Below are 23,394 nucleotides of genomic sequence, written 5' to 3'. Positions count from 1 at the left end.
CGCGTTACCGCGCTCCGACCTCGGCCGTCTCGCGGCCCGTACGCGGCATGCCGTGGGCCAGGTCCTCGGCCACCAGGCGCTTCGCGATCGCGTCCGTGGCGGCGCGGAGTTCGGGGCCGCTGGGGCGGCCGCGCTCCTGCTCGACCTGGGCGGTGAGCCAGTCGCCCCAGGCACGGGTGATCACCTGGGCCTCGCGCGCGCCGGCCGGGGTGTGCGAGAGCAGGGAGCCCGCCCGCTCCAGGAAGCCCTCGTCGACCATCCGGTCGAAGACCGGCAGCAGGACCTCCGGCGGGACGCGGCGGCTGGCCGAGATCAGGCCGAGGCTGGCATGGCCGACGATCCGCGAGTACAGCTCGACCTGCATCACCGCCCACGCCCCGGCGATGTCGAGCCGTGTGTCCGAGGCGTCGACGATCCTGCGGGCGGTGTCGAAGTCGGAGCGGCGCAGGATGCGGGCCACCGACAGTTCGAGCAGTTTCGCCTTGTCGCCGCTGGTCGTCGGCGAGGCGAAACCCTCGCCCATGTCCGGCGCGGCCTCCCGCGCCGTGTCGCGCAGCGTGACCTGCTTGAGGAAGAGCGCGACGACGAAGCCGACGGCGGCGACCGGCACCGTCCACAGGAACACCGTCTGGAGGGTGTCCGCGTACGCCTGGATCAGTGGCGCGGCCTGTTCCGGCGGCAGGGAGCGCAGACCCTCCGGGCTCTGCGCGGCGCGTGCGAGGGCCGCCGGGTCCGCGGCCCCGGCGACCAGGGTCGCCTCCGCGACGCCCTCGGCGAGGTTGGGCCTGAGGGAGTTGGCGTAGATCGTGCCGAAGACGGCCGTGCCGAAGGAGCTGCCGAGGGTGCGGAAGAAGGTGACGCCGGAGGTGGCCGTGCCCAGGTCCGCGTACTCGACGGTGTTCTGCACGGCGATGGTGAGCACCTGCATGCACAGTCCGATGCCGACACCCAGTACGAACATGTACAGCGACTCGAGCCAGGTGCTGGTCTCGGGGCCCATCAGGGAGAGCAGGAACAGCCCGACGCCCATGACCAGACAGCCGACGATCGGGAAGATCCGGTACCGGCCGGTCTTGCTGACCACGTTGCCGCTGAAGATCGAGGCGATGAGCAGCCCGACGACCATGGGCAGGGTGCGGATGCCGGACATGGTGGCCGATTCGCCGTCCACGTACTGGAGGTACGTCGGCAGGAACGTCATCGCCCCGAGCATCGCGAAGCCGACGACGAAGCTGAGCACCGAGCAGACCGTGAACACCGGGTTGCGGAACAGCCGCATGGGCAGCATGGGTTCGGCCGCCCTGGTCTCCACCCAGCAGAACAGGCCGAGCGCGATCAGGCCGCCGGCGAAGAGCCCGATGATGACGCCCGAGTCCCAGGCGTACTCGTTGCCGCCCCAACTGGTCGCGAGGATCAGCGCGCTGGCGCCGGCCGCGACCAGCGCGATGCCCGCGTAGTCGATGACCGGGCGGCTCGCGGAGCGCACCGAGGGGATGGTGCGGGCGGCGGCGACGACCACGAGGATCGCGATGGGGACGTTGACGTAGAACGCCCAGCGCCAGGTCAGATGGTCGGTGAACAGGCCGCCGAGCAGCGGCCCGATCACCGTGGAGACGCCGAACACGGCGCCGATCGCGCCCTGGTACTTGCCCCGGTCGCGCAGCGGGATGACGTCGGCGATCAACGCCATGGAGGTGACCATCAGGCCGCCGGCACCGATGCCCTGGAGGCCGCGCCAGACGATCAGCAGCGTCATGTTGGACGCGAGGCCGCACAGGAACGATCCGGTGATGAAGACGATCGCGGAGATCTGGAAGATCACCTTGCGGCCGAACAGGTCGCCGAACTTGCCGACCAGCACGGTCGCGACGGTCTCGGCGAGCAGATACGCGGTGACCACCCACGACATGTGGGCACCGCCGCCCAGGTCCGCGACGATCGTGGGCAGCGCGGTGCCGACGATCGTCTGGTCGAGTGCGGCGAGGAGCACGCCCAGCATGATCGTGCCGAAGACGATGTTGCGACGCCGGTCGTCGAGCACAGGGGGCTCGGCGGCCGGCGGTGCGGGGGCATCAGCGCTGGTGGTGGTCACCTTCGCACCCTCACACCGCGCCTTCACCGCCGCATGCGGAGAGGTCCGAACCGGTGTACGGTCCGGGGCCCCGGCGGCGCCCGGTCACTGCCCGGGGCGCACCGGCAGCAGCGGGTGGTGCTGGGCCAGGATTTTGTTCGCCCGCGCGAGCGCGGCGAGCGCGTGCTCGCGGTCCGCGCGGTCCTCCGCGCAGAGCGGCCCACGGAACCGGTTCACCTCACGGGCGGCGCACACCGCGTCGAACTCCGCCTGGAGCACGTGCTGCGGGAGACAGGACCCGATCAGCGCGGCGACGCGGTCGGGGATCGGGACGGGTACCAACGGCGAGGTGATCACTGGGCGTTCCTTTTGGGTGCGGTGGGGGCGAGGCTGGGTGTCCTCCTCCCAAGTACGTACTCTCATACGTACCGGATGGGGATCCGTGTTCCGCGACAGGGATGTCTTCGCACGGCAACCGTTTCGGCCGTGGGAAGGATCAGCCGACCGCCCGGCCCCGACCGTCCCGCGCGCCTCCCCTTCGCACCCTCGCCGCGTTCCCGCAGGTGCGCGCCCCGCCAGGCGATCAACGTGCCGCCGGACCACGCCGGATCGTCCGTATGCGCGTCGAACGCGGTGGCGAAATGAGGGTCCCGGCGACGGTTCGCCGGCCGTCGGATGTGTGCCATCTCACGTTCGCCCGGCGGCACGTATCATCGGGCGCGCGATCGGGTCGAACTGAGGGGGAGCGGCATGCGGGCCGAGGCGGAAGCCGAGCCGGGAGCGGACGGTGGGGGCATACCCACCGCTCCGGACGCCGACACGGATCCGGGCGCGGATCCGGGCGCGGAGCCGGGCACGGGCACGGATCGGGACACCGGTACGCGTACGGACGCGGCCACAGCTGAGGACGCGTCGACCGGGGACGGGGACGGGGACGGGGCCGGGGACAGGGCCGCGGCCGAGCCGCGCGTCGCGCGGCTGACCGTCGTCGCTGCCGCGGTCGTCGTCCTGCTCGCCGTCCTCGTCCACGCCGGGATGGTCTTCTTCCACGTGGCGCCGAAGAACGCGGTCAACACCGAGCACAAGAAGGTCATCGACACCTACCTGTTCCCGGAGCTGGCCCAGAACTGGGGTGTCTTCGCGCCGAACCCGCTGCTCACGAACTCCCGCGTCATGGCCCGCGCCGAGGTGCGGACCGCCGACGGGAAGCGGGCCACGACGCTCTGGGTGGACATGACCGCGTACGACCTGCGCACGCTGCGCGGCACGCTCGTCCCCAGCATGACGATGGAACAGTTCCGGCAGGGCTGGAACAACTACAACCGCACCCACGACCGCGCCGGCCGCCCGATCGGCAAGCTCGGCCTCCTCACCGAGCAGTACCTCAAGCGGCTCACCCTGGCCCGGCTGCGGTCCGTGGTCGGCGGGAACTCAGTGCAGCGCATCCAGTTCCGTGAGCTGACCCAGGCCATCCAGCCGCCCGAGTGGACCGGCCGCAAGGTGAGCGACGTGTGGAAGTCGCGCGACTTCGCCTGGCTCCCGGTCACCCGCAACGACCTCGAAGGAACGGTGGCCGGACGATGAGCACGACCAGGACCGCCGCCGTGACCGAAGCCGCCGGCCGTCTCGTCGACCGCGCCGCGGCCACCGCCTTCGCCCCGTACCAGACCGCGACCCTCCGGATCGGCCTGTCCGGGCTGTGGCTGTTCTACCTGGTGCGGCACTGGCCGGACCGGCTGGGGATGCACGGACCCGACGCCCCGCTGAGCTGGGAGATGGCGCAGTCGTGGGCGGGCCCGGGCGCGTTCGACGCGCTGCTGTGGTGGCCGGGGCGGGCGTACTACGAGTTCTTCTACCTGCTCGCGATCGCCGCGGCGGCCGCTGTCCTCGTCGGCTGGCGGACGCGGACGGCCTCGGTCGTGATGGCACTGGGGATCCTGTCCTTCCAGCACCGCAACGAGTTCGTCACCAACGCCGGCGACCGACTGCTGCACATCCTCGCGCTCTACCTGATCTTCACCCGCTGCGCCCAGGTGTGGTCGCTCGACGCGCGCCGCGTGCGGCGGGGCAACGGCCGGGATGTCACCGGGATCGTCCTGTGGGCCCTGTCCGGCACGGCGGTCGTGCTGCTGGGCGCGACCGGCCGGCTCATCGTCCCGTGGGTGGTGACCCTCGGCGTCCTGTGGCTGGCGCTGGGGCTGTGGTGGGCCGTGTCGACGTACGCCCCCGAGGTGCCGCGCTCGGTCTGCGACCGCATCGCGAACCTGGTGCACAACGGGGCGCTCGTGGTGATCGCGTTCCAGATCTGCATCGTGTACGCGTGTGCCGGCTGGTACAAGATCCCGGGATCCACGTGGCGGGAGGGCAGCGCGGTGTACTACGCGCTGCACCAGGAGTTCCTGACCTCCTGGCCGATGCTCAGCGAGGCGCTGACCTCCAGCAGCACGCTCGTCCTCGCCATGACGTACGGCACCGTGATCGTGCAGGTCGCCTTCCCCTTCGCGCTGCTGCGCCGCAAGGCGAAGAACGTGCTGCTGGTGCTGCTGATCGGCGAGCACATCGGCATCGGCGTGCTGATGGGGCTGCCGTACTTCTCGATGGTGATGATCGCGGCGGACGCGGTCTTCGCGCCGACGGTCCTGCTGGTCTGGCTCGGGCGGACCAGCGGACGGATCGGACGCCGACTGCTGGACGGCAAGGCGGACGGGGAGGTCGACGGGACGGCGGACGGGGGCGGCGGCGCGCCCGGCCCGGCGCCCGCCTCCGCCTCTGGGTCCGCGTCCGTCCCCGCCCCGGCCGTGGCGGGCCCGGGCTCCTGACGCCCGTCCGTCAGCGGATGTGGCGGCCGGTCAGGGCGCGGGCGATGACGAGGCGCTGGATCTCGCTGGTGCCTTCGAAGATCGTGTAGATCTTGGCGTCCCGGTACATGCGCTCCACCGGATGCTCGCGGCTGTATCCCGCGCCGCCGAGGATCTGGACGGCCTTCTCGGTGGCGGTGACGGCGAGTTCGCCGGCCCGGAGCTTGGACATGGAGCCCTGCGCGGCGTCGAACGGACGGTCGTTGCGGGCCATCCAGGCGGCCTGCCAGATGAGGAGGCGGACCGCCTCGATCTCGGTGCGCAGGTCGGCGAGGGTGAACGCGATGGACTGGTTCTCCACGATCGGCCGGCCGAAGGCGACGCGCTGACCGGCGTACTCCAGGGCGTACTCGTAGGCGGCGCGGGCGATGCCGAGGGCCTGGGCGCCGACGGTGGGGCGGCTCACCTCGAAGGCGGCCATGGCGGCCTGGCCACCGGCTGGCCTGCCCTTCGCGCCGCCGCCCTCGCGGGCGCGCGCGAGGCGGGCGTCGAGCCGCTCCTTGCCGCCGAGCAGGCAGTGGCCGGGGACGCGGACCTCGTCGAGGAAGACGTCCGCGGTGTGCGAGGCCCGCAGGCCCAGCTTCTTGATCTTCCGGTTGCCCACCAGGCCCGGTGTGCCGGGCGGGACGACGAAGCCTGCCTGGCCGCGCGCGCCGAGTTCGGGGGCGACGGAGGCGACGACGACATGGACGTCGGCGATGCCGCCGTTGGTGATCCAGGCCTTCTGGCCGCTGATCACCCACTCGTCCCTCGCCTCGTCGTAACGGGCCCGGGTGCGCATCGCCGCGACGTCCGAGCCGGCCTCCGGCTCGGAGACGCAGAACGCCGCGAGTCGCGGGTCGGTCTCGTCGCCGAAGCACTGCGGGACCCACTCGGCCAGCTGATCGGGGGTGCCCGAGGCGAAGATCCCGGCGACCGCGAGATGGGTACCGAAGATCGACATGCCGATGCCGGCGTCGCCCCAGAACAGCTCCTCGTTGGCGATCTGCACCGAGAGCCCGCTGGGGTCGCCGTACATGTCGGCGAGGGACTCGAAGCCGTACAGGCCGATCCGGGCCGCCTCCTTGATGACCGGCCAGGGTGTCTCCTCGCGTTCGTCCCACTCGGACGCGGCCGGGCGCACCACGTCGCGGGCGAAGCCGTGCACCCAGTCCCGCAGGTCACGCTGCTCCTCGGTGAGTCCGAGGGAGAATCCGCTCATTGTCCGGCTCGCTCCTCAAGCCTTGGGGATGTCGAAGTAGCGGGTCAGGCCGGAGGCCAGGCCGACGTCTCCGGCGATCTTGAGCTTGCGCATCATGAACATGGTGACCGGGTTGGCGTTGCCTGACACCAGCTTGAGGAAGTCCGCGTCGGCCAGGACCAGGGTGGTGCGCGGCTCGGCGTCCGACCTTCCCTCGGTGACCTCGCAGCGGCCGTCGGCGATCCGGGTCTCGTACACCGCGTCGTCGATACCGGTGATCTTCCAGCGGATCAGCGCGTCGAGTGGGCCCGCGCTCTCCGGCTTGAACTGCTGCTTCATCCGGCCGAACACCTCGCGCAGCACCCGCTCGCGCAGCGCCGCGTCGGAGGCGAGCTCCTTGATCTGCTGCGCCGAGAGCCCCTTGACCAGCCGGGCGAACTCGGCGGGGGAGACGGCCGCGAAGTCGAGGGCGGCGAGCTGGGCACCGATGTCGTCTGCCACGGCGGTTCCTTACTCTTGAGTAAACTTACTTCGAAGTAAGGTACGCCTCCCGGGGTTCCGGCGGCAAGAGGCGAAAGGTCGTCGATCCATCGTGTCCGACCCGTTGAATTTTCATTACGCCCGAGTAAGTTGACTTCCCGGTAAGTCCAGAGGTCCCGGTCACTCCCCGCCCGCACGCCGCGAACAGGAGCCCACCATGGGCGTACGCAAGGATCTGAGGCAGGCAAGCAAGCACAGCGATCTCGCCGCCCGCCACCAGGTCGAGCTGATCCGCGAGAACGGAGTGGTGCGCGAGGCGCGCAGCGCGCCCCTCGTCCCGCCGCCCCAGGACGGCACCCCGGCCGACATCCCCTTCGTCAATGCCGCCGCGGCCCCGCAGACGGTCGTGCTGCGCCGCAAGCGACAGGGCGCCTGGCGGCCCGTCACGGCTGCCGCGTTCGCCGCCGACGTCACCGCCGCCGCCAAGGGGCTCGTCGCCGCTGGACTCGAACCCGGCGGACGGGTCGCCCTGATGGCGCGCACCAGCTACGAATGGGCCGTCCTCGACTTCGCCGTCTGGGCAGCCGGTGGCCAGAGCGTGCCCGTCTACGCGACCTCCTCCGTCGAGCAGATCGCCTGGATCCTCGAGGACTCCGGCGCCCGCCACGTCGTCACCGAGACCGCCGAGAACACCGCGGCCGTCGAAGAGGCGGCCGCCTCGCTCCCCGACAGAACGGTCCGGATCTGGCAGACCGACGCCGGTGGCATGGAGCAACTCACCGTACTGGGACGGGAGATCGCCGACGACGAGGTGACGAAGCGGCGCGCCGCCCTCACCGCCGACACCATCGCGACCCTCTGCTACACCTCCGGCACCACCGGGCGCCCCAAGGGCTGTGTGCTCACCCACGGCAACCTCCACGCCGAGGCCGCCAACACCGTCGAGCTGCTGCACCCCGTCTTCAAGGCGATCACCGGACAGGCCGCCTCCACGCTGCTGTTCCTGCCGCTCGCCCACATCCTCGGCCGCACCATCCAGATCGCCTGCCTCATGGCGCGCATCGAACTGGGCCACTGCCCCAGCATCAAGCCCGACGAACTGCGCCCGGAACTCCGGGCGTTCCGGCCGACCTTCGTCGTCGGCGTGCCGTACCTCTTCGAGAAGATCCACGACACCGGCCGGGCGACCGCCGAGAAGATGGGCCGCGGGGCGTCCTTCGGCCGCGCCGACAACATCGCCGTCCGCTTCGGCGAGGCCGCCCTGGACCACTTCCTCGGCAGGGGTGTCCGGCCCGGCATCGGCCTCACCCTCGGCTGGGCCCTGTACGACCTGCTGGTCTACCGCCGCGTCCGCAAGGAGCTCGGCGGCCGGCTGCGGTACGCCATCAGCGGCGGCTCCCCGCTCGACCGCCGCCTGAGCCTGTTCTTCTACGCGGCCGGCGTCCTCATCTACGAGGGCTACGGCCTCACCGAGACCACCGCCGCCGCCACCGTCACCCCGCCCCTCCGGCCGCGCCCCGGAACCGTCGGCCGGCCCGTGCCCGGGACGGCGATACGGATCGCCGAGGACGGCGAGGTGCTCGTCAGGGGCGGCATCGTCTTCCGGGAGTACTGGAACAATCCGGCCGCCACCCAGGAGGTCCTGGACGACGGCTGGTTCGCCACCGGCGACCTCGGTGCCCTCGACGAGGACGGCTACCTCGTCATCACCGGCCGCAAGAAGGACATCCTCGTCACCTCGGGCGGCAAGAACGTCTCCCCGGCCGTACTGGAGGACCGGCTGCGCAGCCGTCCGCCGGTCGGGCAGTGTCTGGTCGTCGGCGACAACCGGAGCTACATCGCGGCGCTCGTCACCCTCGAACCGGAGGCGATGGAGCACTGGTTGGCCGTCCGTAGACGCCCCAAGGACACCCCGCTCGCCGAACTCTGCGACGATCCGGAGCTGATCGCCGACGTGCAGAAGGCCGTCGACCACGCCAACCGGGCGGTCTCCCGGGCCGAGTCGATCCGCCGGTTCCGCATCGTCCCGGGTGAGTTCACCGAGGAGAACGGGATGCTCACCCCGTCCCTCAAGGTCAAGAGGCACGCGGTCATGACCGGGTACGCGGCGGAGATCGAGGCCCTCTATGAGTGAGGGGGCCGAGCCCGCGTACGACTACGACGTCATCGTCGTCGGTTCCGGCTTCGGCGGCTCGGTCTCCGCGCTGCGCCTCACCGAGAAGGGCTACCGGGTCGGCGTCCTCGAAGCCGGCCGCCGCTTCACCCGCGCCGAACTGCCGCGCAACTCCCTGATGAACAAGCCGCTCACCGCGCACTTCCTCGGCGGCTGCCCGATCGGCGCCAGCGCCGAGGACGGCGTCGTCGACCCGTACCACCGGCTGCACGGCCACCCGGGGATCTCCGTCGTCGACGGCTCGGCCGTCTCCGCGAACCTCGGCGTCAACCCGTCGCTGACCATCACCGCCCAGGCGGAACGCGCGATGTCCCTGTGGCCCAACAAGGGCGAACCGGACCCACGCCCGCCGCAGGGCGCCCCGTACGCCCGGATCGCGGCCGTCGCGCCGCACAGCCCGGCGGTGCCGGAGCACGCGTACGGCCGGCTGGTCCTGCCCGTGCCGCCGGTTCCCCCGAAGAAGGAGTGAGCGCTACGAGGCGAACACCTCGGCCAGGTCGTACGAGACCGGCTCCTCCAGCTGCGCGTATCCGCAGGACTCCGGCGACCGGTCCGGCCGCCACCGCTTGAACTGGGCGGTGTGCCGGAACCGGTCGCCCTCCATGTGGTCGTAACCGACCTCGCACACCCGCTCCGGCCGCAGCGCCACCCACGACAGGTCCTTCTTGCCCGACCAGCGGCTCGGCGCGCCCGGCAGCCTGGCCCCCTCGTGGGCGGACTCGTCCGTCCAGGCCGCCCACGGGTGGCCGTCCGCCGGGTCCATCCGCAGCTGCTCCAGCTCGGCCACCAGCTCCTCGCGCCGCTTCGCGGTGAACGCCGCGCACACGCCGACGTGCTGGAGCGCGCCGGAGTCGTCGTACAGGCCGAGCAGCAGCGAGCCGACCACCGGTCCGCTCTTGTGGAACCGGTAGCCGGCCACCACCACGTCGGCGGTCCGCTCGTGCTTGATCTTGTACATGAGCCGCGCGTCCGGCCGGTACGGCAGATCCAGTGGTTTGGCGATCACCCCGTCGAGCCCGGCGCCCTCGTACTGCTCGAACCACCGGGCGGCCACCTCGGGATCGGTGGTCGCGGGCGCCAGATGGACCGGCGGGGCCACGTCGCGCAGCGCCGCCTCCAGCTCCGCCCGCCGCTCGCTCAGCGGCGTGTCGAGCAGGGACACGTCGCCGAGCGCCAGCAGGTCGAAGGCGACGAACCGGGCCGGGTTCCGCTCGGCCAGCGTGCGCACCCGGGAGTCGGCCGGATGGATCCGCTCGGTCAGCCGGTCGAAGTCGAGCCGGCCGTCGTGCTCGATGACGATCTCGCCGTCCACCACGCACCGCTCGGGCAGCCGGGGGAGCAGCGCGGCGACCAGCTCGGGGAAGTACCTGGTCAGCGGCTTGCCCGTGCGGCTGCCGATCACCACGTCGGGGCCGTCGCGGTGCACGATGGCGCGGAAGCCGTCCCACTTCGCCTCGTACTGCATCCCGGGCGGGATGCGCTTCACGGCCTTGGCGAGCATCGGCTTCACGGGCGGCATCACCGGCAGATCCATAGCTCTTTACCTGCTCTCACTACCCTGAGTGACCGGACATTCCGTTCCCGTCGTCCCGGGTTGATTCCGGAGAATTCCCGTTGTGGTGTGCCCTGGACTGTGCCTTGATCAGGGCACCCAACCCCTGCTCAACGGCCAGCCGGGTGGTACTGGCCGAGTCGGGCCACAGGTGGCTGTACGTGTCCAAGGTGATCGCCGCCGAAGCGTGTCCCAACCGCTTCTGGACGACCTTCACGGACTCCCCGTGCTTGATCAGCAGTGAAGCGTACGTGTGGCGGAGTGTGTGCAGGGTCGTTCCAGGCGGGATTCGCTGGCCGTCGTCAAGGACCTTGTTTGCATCGGTCACCATCTTCCGCCACGCACGCGACCAGGGCGAGCGCTGCACCGGCTCACCCGGAGCCGTCGTGAAGACCAGCCGTACCTTGCGCTCACGCCGGCTGCCGTCGGTCGTGTCGGCCATGACCTGAGGAGTGACCGGGAAGGCGTCCAGATGGGCGCGCACGGCGTCCGTGATGGCTGTCGGCACCGGGATGACCCGGCGGCTGCTGGAGGACTTCACGGGGGCGATGTGGACGCCCTTGCCGTCGATCACGGACACCTGTTGGCGTACCTCGATCTCCCCGTCGCGGACGTGCTTGGGCTCCAACCCGAACAGTTCCCCTTGGCGGAGCCCCGATGCGGCCGTCAGCAGGATGGCGGCACGGTACCGGTCGGGCGCGGCGTCGAGCAGTGCGGACACCTGGGCGGTCGACAGGGGGACGACTTCCTTCGCGGTTTTGGACGGCAGCCGGACGCGGTCGGCACGGCCCCTGGAGTCGCACGGGCTCACCGGGATGTACTCACCGACCGCCCACGCGAACACGGCCCGCAGCGTCCCGTACACGACTTCCAGAGTTGACGGGGCGAGAACGGCGGCCCGCTCGGTCACCCAGTCCTGAACGTCCGCCTTCTTGATCGCTCCGATTTCCCGGTCGCCGAACGTCGGCAGGATGTGCCGTTTCAGGGACCGGTCGACGTTGGCGACGGTTGACGGGCGGTGCTGTATCCCGTTGGCGGCCTGCCACTTGGCGGCGACTTCCCGGAACGTAGTCTGCTGAGTGGTCGGATTGATGTAACTTCCGCCGTCCATTGACGATTTGAGTTCCGCTGCGTATCTCTGGGCGTCCGGCTTCCGTTTGAAGAGCTTCTTCCGCTGGCTTCCCTCGGGGTCCCGCCAGCGGACCGCCCATCGGAGTTCGGCGCTGTGAACAGCGGACGCGTACGGGTAATCCCGTGTGCCGCACTTGCATGGTTCGTCGCCGTCGGCGGCCGGGGTCCGGCGGTGCCATCGGTCGGCTATCTGCACTGCTCTGGTCATGGCCTGTCTGCCCCCTTCTCCGTGTTTCTCGGGGCACAGTCAAGTGTGACACCTCGTTCAACGTGGGATGTCTTCCTGAAATCCGGCGACGTGAGTTCCAAGGTCATCCGAGGTGTGCGCCTTAAAATTGCCGCGATCGGTGATCGTCCGGACTTGTGTCAATACCTCCAGGTGGTCAATTTAGCGAAATCATTCGGTGACGCTTTGTGACACATCCCAGCTCAGAGCATTGTGAACTTGTAGGCAAATGGCTAGTTGTTCGAAGGCGAAAAGCAGGGGTGAAGGTTAGGGCCAAGCCAACCGGAAACGCCCGGACGGCGAACCAAGGGAAGGCCCGAACAATGCAGGAAATGCTGTCCCCGAAGCAGCTCGCCCAGCTTCTGGGGGTGCCGATCGGCACCGTCTACGACTGGAACCACGACGGCACCGGACCCCGGTACGCCCGAGTCGGCAAGCACGTCCGCTACTCGATCCCCGACATCGAAGCGTGGCTCGCCGCCAGGCACGTCGACCGGTCAGACCGACGGGGTGCCGCGTGAGCGGCGACCAGGAGCGGTTCAAGGACGTCCCCAACGCCCCCGATTCGAGGACCGCATGAAGTCCGTCGTTGTACCCACTGATGTCGCCGTCGCCTTCCTCGTCCGCGAGGGCGTGCCGGAACGGTCGGCCCGTCAGTGGATCTATGCGCAGAGCAAGGCTGGACGGCTCCCCAACCACGGAAAGTCCGGCCACGGGCAAGCGCGTTGGGATCTGGCCGAGATTGAGGCCCTGATCAGGAAATGAAACGGCCCCCGGGAGAGGAATACCGGGGGCCGAACCAGCCAACCCGCTCCGAGGGACCCGCCGGGGAATGGGTTGGCTACTCAACCAGAAAGGAAGTACGCCAAATGTACACCCAAGACATCACCCCCGAAACCCCGCCCGGGTCCGGCGAGCGTCTCCTTTTCGACCGGCCGTTGCCCAATGGCCCGGCCGACGAGATAACACCAGACGGCGAACTGGAACGCCTTGTTTCCGAGCACTGGGCAGCCGAAAAGGAGCGCCTTCAAACTCAACGGCTTCGTGAGCAGCTGGTTTCCATCCAACTGCCGGAAGAGTTCTGGAACGCCCACCCGACGCTTACGGAGATCCGGGCGGCAGCGCGGGCCCGTTTCCTCGGCCCGGATGCTGTTCTAGGGGCACTGCTCGCGAGAATGGCCGGTTATGTCAATCCGCAAGCCGTTCACGTGGATACTGGTGTATCCGATACGTCAACCCTGAATCTGCTTACGGCGGCTGTCGGTCCGCCCGGGGCCAGTAAGTCGGAGAGTTGCGCTTTCTCGGGTCAACTCATTCCAGCCGCGCATTTCCCGTACGTGCAGCTCGGAAACGTGGGCTCTGGTGAGGGAATCGCGGAAACGTACATGGGCGACCTCGAAACAGGCGAGACGGGCCGGAATGGCAAGCCCGTGAAGGAACGGCGTCAGAGGTTCTATTCGGCGTTCCTGGAGGCCGACGAGGGCGAAATTCTGTCGAAGTTGGGGGAGCGGTCCGGGTCCACGCTGGGCGTAACCCTGCGAACTGCCTTCACCGGCGGGGCACTTGGCCAGAAGAACGCCAGCCGTGAACGGTCGCGGGACGTGCGGGGGTACGCCCTCGGGCTCTACATGGCGTTCCAGCCCGAAACGGTCCGGCCGCTGCTGGCCGAAAAGGCGCAAGGGACCCCGCAACGCGTGCTGTTCCTGTCGGCTACCGACCCGAACGCGCCGGACGTTCCCGTACAGAGCACCCTCCCCGGCACCGGAGAGGACGCCCACAGAGCGCGCACGCCGTCGTGCGAGGAGTTGGCCCGGCGGCTCACTGCGAACGCCCAGACGGCCGCCTGCGGCTTCCGGGTCCTGACCTTCCCGGCCGTCGTCGTCCAAGAGGTCCGGGCCGCCCGACTCGCCGGCCTGCGGGGTGACGCCCAGACGGACGGGCACCGGACCTACCTCCGCCTCAAGGTCGCGGCGCTGCTCACGCTGCTGCTCGACGGGACGGCCGACCGGGTACCGGCCGCGTACTGGGAGCTGTCCGGGCAGATGACGGCCACCTCGGACGCGGTGCGGGCTCACCTCGAACGGGAGGCGGCGGCGGAGGTCAGGGCTGCAGCGGAGGCCGCCCGGCAGGCCCACGCCGACCGGGAGGTGTACGCCGACCATGAGCGGCACTACGCCCGGCTGCACAGGCTCGCCGAACGCGTCCGGAAGTACGCGGCGGAGGCGGGGCCGGAAGGCGTCGGCGTCGCCGGACGCGGAGGGCTGCGGACCCGGGTGGCGGCCAAGGAACGCGGTCTGCTCCCGGAGGCGCTGGAGTACGCCCAGGAACGCGGCTGGGTGACGGTGGCGGCGACCGGTGATCACGTCCAGATCCGGCACCCGTAGTCGTTGGAACTTTCCCGGTTGGAACTCCGCCGGTTGGAACGCCGGAAGCCCCATTTCTCAAGGGGTTGGAACGTTGGAACGTTGGAACAGGGGGGGTGTCGCTCAGGACCGATCCCTCTATGTGAGTGAATTCTCTATTCTTATTCTTACTGGTCAGAGACTTGCGTCGCTGAGGGTAAGGGTTCGAATACGAATTCTCAAGATCGGTAATCCGATCCAGACCGAAACCCCTCTGTTCCAACGTTCCAACGTTCCAACCACGCCTCTGGGCGCCCCAAGCTGGACGCCCGACCCGAAAGGAACCGCGATGACCGCGATCCCCGACTTCCCTCCCACACCCGGCCCTGGTGAACTCGTCCTCGCAGCCTTCGAGCGCTACCCGCTCACAGAAGAAGACTGGTCGCGTTTCATGCGAGGATTGGACACCTACACCAAGAATTGGCGACAGGTCTTGAAAGTCCGCGAAGAGTCCGGAAGTGACGTCTATGTATCTCCGGTGTGGGAAAAGTCGCTGTCGGAGCAATTCGCGCATGAATCGCGAAGGCTCGAAGGAATAGGGCAGCCTGAATGGAGGCTCTGGGACGCCTACGCCCGCGAACTTGAGCTGAACGGAATGTGACCCTTCCATTTCTCGCTCTAGTCGCTTATTCTCGATTCCAGTGCACGGGAAACGCATGGTCACGCGCACGCCCCCTCTTCCTTCTGGGCCTTCCTCTCCCCCGGAGTGGAGACCGACCAAGGGGCGTGCGCGCTTCCCCCGTCGGCTGGACGGCCGACCCTTAACGCCGTTCCCCTCGCAACTCGACTTTCCCGGTGGCTGGGCGGCTACCGCCCGCAGCCGACGACTGGGCGGTCCTCGGAATGCGAATCAACACACACGCACTCCAGAAGAGGACAACTGTCATGGATCACCCCGCACTTCGAGCGACACTGGCCGAACTCCGCCAGATCATGGCCGAAGCGAAGACTTCCAACCCCGGCGTCTACGACATGGACCAGGTGAAGAGCCTGTCCGGCACCAAGGCTGAGAAGCTCGCGAAGCTCGTCGAACTCAACGCCCGCGCCGCCGAACTCAAGGCGATCGGCCACGCGGCCGAGAACCTGGACGGCGACCTGTCCGGCGACGGCGCACAGCGCTACGAGAGCGCCCCCATGGGCGGCACCAAGGGAACGGCGCCCAGCATCGGCCATGGAGCCCGCCAGTGGGCCCAGGAGGCCGCGCAGACGCTCGCCAAGGCTGCCGAGCAGCACGGCGTCAAGGCGCTCACCTCCGGGGCCGTGGACGCCCCGACGATGGTCCGCACCGGCCTGTTCACCATGCCGACCAACCCGGCCCGGCTGCTCGACCTCATCGTCGACCGCCAGTCCGTTACCGGCAACGAGTTCGAGTTCCTGCGGCAGACGGTCCGCACGGACAACGCCGCCGCCGTCGTGGACGCCGCCACCAAGCCCACGTCGATCTACACCGTGACCTCCGTCCCGGACCGCGTCAGGGTCTACGCGCACCTCTCCGAGGCGATCCCGCTCCGTCTCTTCGCCGACCACCGGGAGCTGTCCGGGTTCCTGGACTCGGAGATGTCCCGAGGCGTCCTGGACGCCCTCGAACGCGACATCGTCAGCGGTGCCGTGGCGGGAGAAAACGTCGTCGGCATCCTCAACACCGCAGGCGTCGGGACGACCGCGTACGCCACGAGCGTGCCGGTCACGCTCCGGAAGGCCCGTACGGCGATGGAGAGCGCCCACGAGGCCCCCACGGCGTGGGTGCTCAACCCGACCGACGCCGAGGGGCTCGACCTCCTCACCACGGCCGACGGCGAGTACCTGGTGGACTCGACGGCGTACGCGAACATCTTCGGGAACATCCCCAAGGTCATCTCGACAAGTGTCCCCGCAGGTACGGCACTTCTGGCCGACTGGTCCCAGTGCCGGCTGATCGTCCGGCAGGGCACCACGATCGACGCCGACAGCTCCGGGGTCCTGTTCGACACCAACCGGGTCAAGCTCCGCGCAGAGGGCCGGTTCGGGTTCGCGGTGAACCGTCCGGCCGCCTTCCGGGTCATCGACCTGACCCCGTGATCGGGTAGCGCCCGCAAAACCGGGGGCCCTGCCCCTTTGGGCCCCCGGTTCTCCGATTGACCCGCAGATCGGCGAAATGCCATGAAATATAGGGTCGTTACCGAAGCGGAAATCCAACTGGGCTACGCGTGCATGGACCGCGACCACTTCGAGGCCCTGTACCCGGGCTCCACGAGGCACCGGGAGCTACAGGCCGAAGCGGAGCTGAGGCGCAAGCTACTGCCCCGAATGCCCACCCGCGCCGAGCTGGCCGCCTGCCGACGTGCAGCAGCCTGAGACCCCCGCCACCCGTACCCGCGCGGGAGGTGGGGCCCAGGGCCCCCGGTGGGGGTGCCGTACCCCTCGCACTGCCTGTGCCCCTCGCTCCCACACCTGGCCTTGTGTGAGACAGCAAGCACAACGAAAGCTCGAAGCTCAAGCCAAACGAAGAAAAGCTCGAAGGCAAGCAGTAGAGCAAAGGGAAATGGCAAGGTATCGCGGAACTGGTGCGACTTGCGGAAAAGGTAGCATTTCGTAAGAGATGCAACCCTCGAATACATCGAATTCCATGACTCGCCCCGAATGCATGAACCCCGCGTCAGCGCCCCCGACGCATTCGCGGGTCGGCAACCCCCTTGAGTTATTTGCTGAATTCGAAAGGCAAGCCATTGCCCACCGGATGAACCGTAGCTCGATGGAATTGCAATCCCCTGAAACTCAACCCCGCGCGGGGAAATGGTCTAGGCGGAACCGGGCTGCATGAATAGTGCATGAGTATGCAGGGCCCCAGGGGGGTGGGTATGCGGCCACTATGCATAGCCCGGACGACCCCCGCCCCTGTGAACCGTTTCCCTCCCTATTCCGGCCGTATGGTTAACCCGCAGGTCAGAGTGGGTGCATAACCATCATGCAGGGTCCGACCCATGTCCGCCCCGTCGACGGGCTGCATAACCGCCGCATATTCATGCGGTGTCGCATATTCGCCGCATGAGAAGGGTGTCATTATGCAATGTGCCGAGTGTCGAAAGCCTTTTGACGGGAGAAGGAGGCAGAAATACTGCCGGGAGCCCGAATGTGTTCGGGCTCGCCGTGCCAGGGCCTACCGCGATTGGTACGCCAATGCCCGTGCCAGCGGGATGCCGGCCCGGCAAACAGGAATCGTTCCCTGTGCGGGATGCGGGAAGCCCTGCACGGGTGGGAAAGGCTCCCTGCCTGCTGGTCGGCGTCGCTGCCGGGAGTGCAGGCGGCGGAAAGACGCTTAGGGGTATGTGTTGATCCCCATCGCCTTGAAGAATTCCCTGGCGTCCTCACTGGGCTGGATGCTGATCCCGAGCTGGCCGAGGATGTGGATAGCCCATTCCCTGTGTACCTTCTTCGGTCCCGTTTCTTCAGGACTGCCCTGTTTTTCGTTTAGATAGTAGCTGAGCGTGCGCTCATCGTTGATTACTTGGATCATTCGGCACAGTTCAGCGAACTGTTTCACGGTGATTGCCGGTCGGTTCTCGGTCATGGGGACATGATGCGCCCTCAATGCCCTGTCAGCACGTCGAGTTCCGCTTATAGGGTTGCCAGCGCTGTAGCGATGCGGTCGCGTGCCTCTGCCCCGTAAACAGCGGACCGGGCCAATTCGGTGAACGCCCTTAGATAGGTGTGGATTTCGCCGGGTGCGGTGATGTTGACCTCTGCCGTCAGGGTTTCAACTGCCACCTGGGCGTCATCGAACGCGTAGAACGCTTCCAGCGGCCAGACGGTACGCCGGGCCCCGAACGGGATGATCCCCAGGGACACGTTCGGCCGAGCCATGACCTCTTGCAGGTACCGGAGTTGTCCGGCCAACTCGGTCCCGTTGCAGACCTGGTAGTAGAGAACGGCCTCTTCGAGCAGCAGCCCGAACCGGTGGTTGCCCTCATGAACGACGCGGGACCGGTTGAGGCGTGCCCGTACGGCGTCGGCCACGTCGTCGGGGGTGCCCTGGAACGCCGTGATGGACCGCAGGAGCCCTGTCGCGTAGTCGGCGGTCTGGAGCATCCCCGGTACGACGTTGGAGGCGTACACGCGGAAGTGGGTTGTCCGCTCGTACAGGGGGACGGTCTTCTCGTGGACCCGCCGCATCCCGTCCCGGTGGATCTGCCGCCAGTGGACGTACATGGACTCAGCGGTCCGGGACGCGGCGATCAGGTCGGCTGCCCGATCCGCAACCCCGCAGGCTTCGCACCAGGCCCGAATGTCGTCGTCAGAGGGGGCCGTCTTCGCCCGTGCGATGCGGGAGGCTTTCGACTTGTGCCACCCGCACCGCAGGGCCAGTTCATGCCCGGTGAGCCCCGCGTCCCGGCGTATCCCGTCCAGTTGGGCAGCGATGGCCGCGCGGGCAGCCTGGGCGGTGGACAGGGGTGATGTGGGCATGAACTTGCTTCTCAGGCGGTGTACTTGTCGTGCGGGATGGCCCGCTCCCAGACGGCTTCGAAGGCGTCGGAGCAGAGGCCGGCGGTTGCTTGATCATCGGTCTGGTCTGTGTGGACCCAGTGCCCGTCCCCGTCGAACACGTTGAACTGGACGAGCCTTCCGTCGAAGAGCCAGAAGTCGTTCCCGGGCAGAGCGAGACCGGACGACAACCGGCGCGGAAGCCAACGGATCTCCTCGCCCGCCGCGACGTTGGTGAAGGTGAACGAGTGCTCGTAACGGATGTACTCGCTGGGCGGCTCGCTCACGATCCGGGCCCGGCGCAACCGGACACCCTTGGCGGTGATTTCCTGCACGACATCGAGCCATGGACGCCACCAGGACTCGCGGTCGTCCGGGTCGAGTCGGTGGCCCTGCCGCCACGCCGCAAAGCGTTCGTCTTCATTCGGGATGGCGTACACGTCGCGCATCTCCAGATGAACCGCGGACCGCTCAACCGACCGGATCAGGTCGGTGAAGTTACTCAGGCTCTGCGCCATCAAGTGCCTCCCTCAGCAGCGGAATCATGCGCTGCGGCAGCCGTACCACGCTCTCGTGCGCCGGAAGCGGGCTGTCCTGGACGGTCCGGGCAGTCGTGTGGGTATCGGCCGTCACACCTTGAATGACGAGTTCCTTCGTCTCCTCGTCAACCCACACCGCCGGGCAGCCGTGATCTCCGGACTCCGGGTCTTTCCCCACGAACCGTAGGCCCATGGCCCCTCCTCAAGTCGAGCCAGGTTGCAGTCGGTTGCACGCAGCCTCACGGCGTCCAGTCTGGGCGTCAAGGCTGTTCAACGGGTGCGTGCAACAGCGTGCAACTTCGTGGACGGTGCCGGTCCCATCTTTCTACCGTCGGGGCCGGTTGCCACAACTCGCGGGGAGACGCGATGCGCCACAAGACGACTCAGGAGCCGCCGGTAGTGCTTCCGGTGGGCTTCAACGCATGGCTGCTGGACTGTGCCCCGGCGCCGGGCTGTGCGACGTGTCAGGCCGAATGGCGGAGCCTCAAGGCCGCTGAGGGTTCCGGGGACATCGACCAGGCCGCCAAGCACGCCGCGAAAGTCCGCGAGCACGCCGCCGGAGGCCACTGATGGGGATGGACATGCAGACCTATCGGGACGGCCGCAAGGCCGCCAACGACGCAGCGGAGGCCATCCGGGCCGCCCTGGTCGAACTGGGGCTGCCGGAAGGAGTGTGGGGCAGCGTGCGCCCGATGGTGACCCACAGCGGGAAGCCATATGTACACCTGGGCATGGTGCGCGCCGACGCCGCCGAGCGGATCGCGGAAGCCATCCGGGCCGGCGAGTAGACCCACGCCCAACTCCTACGCGATGAAGCCTGATTGTCGGTGCGTGGTGCGACAATCTCACCCATGAGTGAAGAGGTACGCTCCCGTGTCGAGCTTTCGGACGAAGAGGTGATCGGCGCTGCGTCGGTGCTGCTGGCACAGCGCGGGCACCGCGATGCAGCCGCTCTGATGCTGGACGTGACAAGCTTCCGCATCGAGCGACACACCGTTCACGAGGAGTCGATGTCCTTCTCCTACGAGCGGGAGTTTGAAGAGGTCATCCTTGAGCTGGAGCCGCGCCTTGTTCTGAACTCTGGCTACCAGTTGAATCACATCAAGTCGGCTTTCGAGACAGTCGGGTTGGGATGTGGGCGGACCATCGAGGACGTCGCCATCCGGGAGGTTATCCCGAGGGTAGGGCCGAACTGGCGTGAGCAGTTGGCTCGTGAGCTGAAGGGCGGTCACCAGACCAACCACGCTCGGACTGTCCGCCTGGAGCCTCGACACCCTGTTGAGGACGGTCTTCACTTTACGAACGAGTGGGAGCAGCGTGTCTACCAGGTGCTCAAGGAGTACCAAGCCAGGCTGCCGCACAATGAAACGATCGGGATCATGCCCTTGGGGGCACTGCGAGTCCCTGGGCACACCTTTGAGCCGGACTTCCTGATCACCTATCGCACACGTGTCGGCGTGATCGAGATCGATGGCCCACATCACAAAGGGCGAGCCTCTGCCGACCGCAGCCGGGACCGATTGTTCAAGCACGCCGGGATCAGGGACGTAGATCGTCTGTGCGTTGAGGACAGCACGACGAAGGAAGAGGTCGAGAAGTTCGTGACGGACTTCCTGAAGCACCTCATCGACTGAGGGTGCGGACGGAAGGGGGTCACCGCCCCCTTATTTAGGGCCGCTCGCGTGCTTCCTGGGCGTCAATGATCTGGTCCAGGGTGGTGTCCGCCCACATGCGCTGCTCGCTTCCCTCGGGTGACTGCCACTTCATGGAGGGCAGTACGTCGGCTAGGGCGGCCAGGTCGTCTTGGTCCATTCGAGCGATGGACGCGGAGAGGTCGGGAAGCGTCATTTCGATCACCCTCTCGGTCGGGTTCTGCGTTCCACGCTACGCCGTCAAATAGGCCCCTGACCAGGCGTTTTGTCGCAAACCTCGTCGGTAGCTTTCGACTCGCGCAAGATCCGTCCCGGCTTGAGGGGGCGACTCTTGCGCGCTGGCAGGAGCTGTTGCGTTGTGTGCCCTGTGAGTGCCCTGAGGGTCTCGCGGTCGGGCTATCTCCCCAGCTCACGCCATGTGTGCGGTCACTTCGCCTCGTACTGCATCCCCGGCGGGATCTTCTTCACGGCCTTCGCCAGCATCGGCTTCACCGGCGGCATCACGGGCAGATCCATGCCGCGATTCTCCGCCATACACCCGAAATGCGCCGCTTGTCGCCCCGCCCTACGCTGACGGGCATGGCAGGCAAGGCGGCAGCGGTGGAGCTGGAGGTCGGGGAGCGGACCGTACGCGTGTCCAACCCGGACAAGGTCTACTTCCCGGAGCCCGGGTACACGAAGCTCGACATGGTCCGCTACTACCTGGCCGTCGGCGACGGCATCACTCGGGCGCTGCGCGACCGCCCCACCACGCTGGAGCGCTACCCCGACGGGGTGACCGGCGAGTCCTTCTTCCAGAAGCGCGCGCCCAAGTACCTGCCGGAGTGGATCCCGACGGCGCACATCACCTTCCCCAGCGGCCGGTCCGCCGACGAGATGTGCCCCACCGAGCCGGCCGCCGTGCTGTGGGCGGCCAACCTGGGGGCCGTGACGTTCCATCCCTGGCCGGTGCGGCGCGACGACACCGACCACCCGGACGAGCTGCGCATCGACCTCGACCCGCAGCCCGGCACCGATTACGCCGACGCCGTGCGCGCCGCCCACGAACTGCGCGCCGTCCTCGACGAGAACGGGCTGCGGGGCTGGCCCAAGACCTCCGGCGGCCGCGGCCTGCACGTCTTCGTGCCGATCGAACCGCGCTGGACCTTCACGCAGGTCAGGCGCGCCGCCATCGCCTGCGGCCGGGAGCTGGAGCGCCGGATGCCGGACCGGGTCACCATCAAGTGGTGGAAGGAGGAGCGCGGCGAGCGGATCTTCGTGGACTACAACCAGACCGCCCGCGACCGCACGATCGCCTCCGCCTATTCGGTGCGCCCCCGGCCGCACGCCCCCGTCTCCGCCCCGCTGCGCTGGGACGAGATCGACGACGCCGTCCCGCAGGACTTCGACATCCGCACCATGCCGGAACGGTACGCCGAGGTCGGCGACGTCCACGCGGACATGGACGACCACCGCTTCAGCCTGGAGTCGCTGCTCGAACTGGCCCGACAGGACGAGGCGGAGCACGGCCTGGGCGATCTGCCGTACCCGCCCGAGTACCCGAAGATGCCGGGCGAGCCCAAGCGGGTCCAGCCGAGCCGGGCCAAGAAGGAGCCGGAGGGGGAGCAGTCGGGCTGAGGCGTCACCAGCCGGCGCGGCTGTTGACCCAGCGGATGACCGCGGACACCGTCGTGGCGTCCATCAGTGACAGGGCGTCGATCGCCGAGGTGTCCCCGGCGCCGGGCGGGATGCCCGCGGCGGTCAGCGCGGTGTGCAGGTCCACGCGGTGCTGGTCGGCGGGGGAGAGCACGTACGGCAGCCGCTCGCGGGCGTCGGGCGCCGGGAGCAGGTAGTCGTCCAGTCCGGCGAACGCGTCGAGGCTGCCGAGACCGAAACCGGTGTCGAAGGTGGTGTGCGTCATGGCCACTCCCTGGGGCGGGCTGTTGATGTCAGGGGAGAGCGCGGCGGACCCGGTCCCGGTTCCGGGTTCCGCCGCACACCACCGGAACGCAGCAATGCTGTGCTTGTCGGACTCCGTCACGCCTCGATGATCGTCAGTGCCGCCGCGTCCGCCGCGGCCGGGTCGCCCGCCTCGATCGCCCGCAGCAGCGCGTGGTGGGCGTCGGTCGTGGAGTGCTCCATGTGGTCGGCCAGGACGGTCTCGCGCAGGGCCTCGCTCAAGGTGACGTAGAGGCTGTGCAGGAGCTCGTTCTGGGTGGCGCGCGCGACGCTCAGGTGGAACTCCACGTCGGCATCGGCGAACTTCTCCAACTCACCGTTGTCGAAAGCCTCCTGGCGACGCATCAGGATATTCTGAAGGGTCGTCAGATCCTGCTCCGTGCGGCGGGTGGCGGCGATCCGCGCGGCGACCAGGTCGAGGCCGCGCCGTACCTCCTCCACGTCGCGTTCGGCGACGCTCTCCAGCTTCCGGCGGAAGGCGACCGCCGCCTCGTCCGTCGCGGTGACGTACGTGCCGTCGCCCTGGCGGGTGGTGAGCAGTCCGGTGTGCACCAGCGCGCGCACCGCCTCACGGACCGACAGCCGGCTCACGCCGAGGGCCTCGGCCAGGCGGCTCTCGGAGGGGATCTTCTCGCCGACCTCCCAGCGCCCCGCGGCGATCTCCTCGCGCAGCTCCGTGATCGCCGCGTCCACCAGGGACTTGCGCCCGATGCTCTTCATGCTTCCCCTCGGTT

23 protein-coding genes and 2 pseudogenes are annotated in these 23,394 nt (G+C 68.4%); 13 read left to right on the top strand and 12 right to left on the bottom strand.

Translation table 11 applies throughout. The features are described 5' to 3' along the window. Positions 1-4: 4 nt before the first annotated feature. Both R2D22_RS06590 and R2D22_RS06585 read right to left on the bottom strand, forming a co-directional pair. A complete protein-coding gene (locus R2D22_RS06590; RefSeq protein WP_411976985.1) occupies positions 5-2,092 on the bottom strand; it encodes an MDR family MFS transporter in 2,088 nt (695 codons plus the stop codon). A gap of 84 nt (positions 2,093-2,176) precedes the next feature. Beyond that, entirely contained in the window at positions 2,177-2,428 is a 252-nt protein-coding gene (locus R2D22_RS06585; RefSeq protein ID WP_318101874.1) for a hypothetical protein, read from the bottom strand. A gap of 393 nt (positions 2,429-2,821) precedes the next feature. Between R2D22_RS06585 and R2D22_RS06580 the strand changes: the two genes are divergently transcribed. Both R2D22_RS06580 and R2D22_RS06575 read left to right on the top strand, forming a co-directional pair. After that, positions 2,822-3,655: a DUF5819 family protein gene (locus tag R2D22_RS06580; RefSeq protein WP_318101873.1), complete on the top strand. Its 834-nt coding sequence runs from the start codon at positions 2,822-2,824 to the stop codon at positions 3,653-3,655. Next, on the top strand, positions 3,652-4,890 hold the full coding sequence (locus R2D22_RS06575) for an HTTM domain-containing protein (RefSeq protein WP_318101872.1): 1,239 nt from the start codon (positions 3,652-3,654) through the stop codon (positions 4,888-4,890). The genes R2D22_RS06580 and R2D22_RS06575 overlap by 4 nt, the downstream gene beginning before the upstream one ends. Before the next feature lie 10 nt (positions 4,891-4,900). On the opposite strand, the gene R2D22_RS06570 is transcribed toward R2D22_RS06575, so the two are convergent. Further along, entirely contained in the window at positions 4,901-6,130 is a 1,230-nt protein-coding gene (locus tag R2D22_RS06570; RefSeq protein ID WP_318101870.1) for an acyl-CoA dehydrogenase family protein, read from the bottom strand. Positions 6,131-6,145: 15 nt separating this feature from the next. Further along, entirely contained in the window at positions 6,146-6,610 is a 465-nt protein-coding gene (locus R2D22_RS06565; RefSeq protein ID WP_318101868.1) for an SCP2 sterol-binding domain-containing protein, read from the bottom strand. A 196-nt stretch (positions 6,611-6,806) separates the two neighbouring features. Here R2D22_RS06565 and R2D22_RS06560 point away from each other — a divergent pair, with 196 nt between their 5' ends. From R2D22_RS06560 to R2D22_RS06550, 3 genes and pseudogenes are all read left to right on the top strand, one after another. After that, the gene (locus tag R2D22_RS06560) at positions 6,807-8,723 is read left to right on the top strand and encodes an AMP-dependent synthetase/ligase (protein WP_318101867.1); all 1,917 of its coding nucleotides are present in this window, start codon (positions 6,807-6,809) and stop codon (positions 8,721-8,723) included. Then, positions 8,716-8,838: pseudogene (locus R2D22_RS06555) on the top strand (FAD-binding protein); the annotation flags it as partial. The gene R2D22_RS06560 and the pseudogene R2D22_RS06555, both read left to right, overlap by 8 nt. A 39-nt stretch (positions 8,839-8,877) precedes the next feature. Continuing rightward, positions 8,878-9,231 (top strand): annotated as a pseudogene (locus R2D22_RS06550) (GMC oxidoreductase); the annotation flags it as partial. Positions 9,232-9,234: 3 nt separating this feature from the next. On the opposite strand, the gene R2D22_RS06545 reads toward R2D22_RS06550, so the two are convergent. After that, positions 9,235-10,296 carry an ATP-dependent DNA ligase gene (locus tag R2D22_RS06545; RefSeq protein WP_318101865.1) on the bottom strand — a complete coding sequence of 354 codons (1,062 nt, stop codon included), beginning with the start codon at positions 10,294-10,296 and terminating at the stop codon, positions 9,235-9,237. A 19-nt stretch (positions 10,297-10,315) separates the two neighbouring features. Then, the gene (locus tag R2D22_RS06540; protein WP_318101863.1) at positions 10,316-11,653 is read right to left on the bottom strand and encodes a tyrosine-type recombinase/integrase; all 1,338 of its coding nucleotides are present in this window, start codon (positions 11,651-11,653) and stop codon (positions 10,316-10,318) included. A gap of 350 nt (positions 11,654-12,003) precedes the next feature. On the opposite strand from R2D22_RS06540, the gene R2D22_RS06535 reads away from it, so the two are divergent. From R2D22_RS06535 to R2D22_RS06515, 5 genes are all read left to right on the top strand, one after another. Continuing rightward, positions 12,004-12,192, top strand: a complete 189-nt coding sequence (locus R2D22_RS06535) for a helix-turn-helix transcriptional regulator (protein ID WP_318101861.1) — start codon at positions 12,004-12,006, stop codon at positions 12,190-12,192. Positions 12,193-12,247: 55 nt separating this feature from the next. Beyond that, on the top strand, positions 12,248-12,436 hold the full coding sequence (locus tag R2D22_RS06530) for a hypothetical protein (RefSeq protein ID WP_318101859.1): 189 nt from the start codon (positions 12,248-12,250) through the stop codon (positions 12,434-12,436). 104 nt (positions 12,437-12,540) lie between these two features. After that, a complete protein-coding gene (locus R2D22_RS06525) occupies positions 12,541-14,055 on the top strand; it encodes a hypothetical protein (RefSeq protein WP_318101857.1) in 1,515 nt (504 codons plus the stop codon). A gap of 307 nt (positions 14,056-14,362) precedes the next feature. Next, entirely contained in the window at positions 14,363-14,674 is a 312-nt protein-coding gene (locus tag R2D22_RS06520) for a hypothetical protein (RefSeq protein WP_318101855.1), read from the top strand. Between the two features lie 284 nt (positions 14,675-14,958). Further along, on the top strand, positions 14,959-16,131 hold the full coding sequence (locus tag R2D22_RS06515; RefSeq protein WP_318101853.1) for a phage major capsid protein: 1,173 nt from the start codon (positions 14,959-14,961) through the stop codon (positions 16,129-16,131). A 1,237-nt stretch (positions 16,132-17,368) separates the two neighbouring features. On the opposite strand, the gene R2D22_RS06510 is transcribed toward R2D22_RS06515, so the two are convergent. Genes R2D22_RS06510 through R2D22_RS06500 form a run of 3 tightly spaced genes read right to left on the bottom strand, consistent with a single transcriptional unit; the run spans position 17,369 to position 19,049 of the window. Continuing rightward, the gene (locus R2D22_RS06510; protein ID WP_318101851.1) at positions 17,369-17,620 is read right to left on the bottom strand and encodes a hypothetical protein; all 252 of its coding nucleotides are present in this window, start codon (positions 17,618-17,620) and stop codon (positions 17,369-17,371) included. 47 nt (positions 17,621-17,667) lie between these two features. Continuing rightward, on the bottom strand, positions 17,668-18,513 hold the full coding sequence (locus tag R2D22_RS06505) for a helix-turn-helix domain-containing protein (protein ID WP_318101849.1): 846 nt from the start codon (positions 18,511-18,513) through the stop codon (positions 17,668-17,670). An 11-nt stretch (positions 18,514-18,524) separates the two neighbouring features. Further along, complete coding sequence (locus R2D22_RS06500) at positions 18,525-19,049, bottom strand: DUF6879 family protein (RefSeq protein ID WP_318101848.1); 525 nt, start codon at positions 19,047-19,049, stop codon at positions 18,525-18,527. A gap of 596 nt (positions 19,050-19,645) precedes the next feature. On the opposite strand from R2D22_RS06500, the gene R2D22_RS06490 reads away from it, so the two are divergent. Together R2D22_RS06490 and R2D22_RS06485 are read left to right on the top strand one after the other, a co-directional pair. Then, complete coding sequence (locus R2D22_RS06490; protein ID WP_318101846.1) at positions 19,646-19,858, top strand: hypothetical protein; 213 nt, start codon at positions 19,646-19,648, stop codon at positions 19,856-19,858. 63 nt (positions 19,859-19,921) lie between these two features. Continuing rightward, positions 19,922-20,704 (top strand): hypothetical protein, encoded by a 783-nt coding sequence (locus tag R2D22_RS06485; protein WP_318101845.1) that lies wholly within the window; start codon positions 19,922-19,924, stop codon positions 20,702-20,704. 34 nt (positions 20,705-20,738) lie between these two features. On the opposite strand, the gene R2D22_RS06480 is transcribed toward R2D22_RS06485, so the two are convergent. After that, positions 20,739-20,918 carry a hypothetical protein gene (locus tag R2D22_RS06480; protein WP_318101843.1) on the bottom strand — a complete coding sequence of 60 codons (180 nt, stop codon included), beginning with the start codon at positions 20,916-20,918 and terminating at the stop codon, positions 20,739-20,741. Positions 20,919-21,301: 383 nt separating this feature from the next. Here R2D22_RS06480 and ligD point away from each other — a divergent pair, with 383 nt between their 5' ends. Continuing rightward, positions 21,302-22,339, top strand: a complete 1,038-nt coding sequence (ligD, locus tag R2D22_RS06475) for a non-homologous end-joining DNA ligase (protein WP_318101841.1) — start codon at positions 21,302-21,304, stop codon at positions 22,337-22,339. Positions 22,340-22,343: 4 nt separating this feature from the next. Here the strand turns inward: ligD and R2D22_RS06470 are convergent, their stop codons facing one another. Beyond that, on the bottom strand, positions 22,344-22,622 hold the full coding sequence (locus R2D22_RS06470; RefSeq protein ID WP_318101839.1) for a hypothetical protein: 279 nt from the start codon (positions 22,620-22,622) through the stop codon (positions 22,344-22,346). Positions 22,623-22,738: 116 nt separating this feature from the next. Beyond that, on the bottom strand, positions 22,739-23,380 hold the full coding sequence (locus R2D22_RS06465; RefSeq protein WP_318101838.1) for a FadR/GntR family transcriptional regulator: 642 nt from the start codon (positions 23,378-23,380) through the stop codon (positions 22,739-22,741). Positions 23,381-23,394: the final 14 nt, after the last annotated feature.

The sequence above is a fragment of the Streptomyces sp. HUAS YS2 genome (assembly GCF_033343995.1).
Taxonomy (GTDB): Bacteria; Actinomycetota; Actinomycetes; order Streptomycetales; family Streptomycetaceae; genus Streptomyces; species Streptomyces solicathayae.
This window is presented reverse-complemented; position numbering and strand designations above follow the sequence as displayed.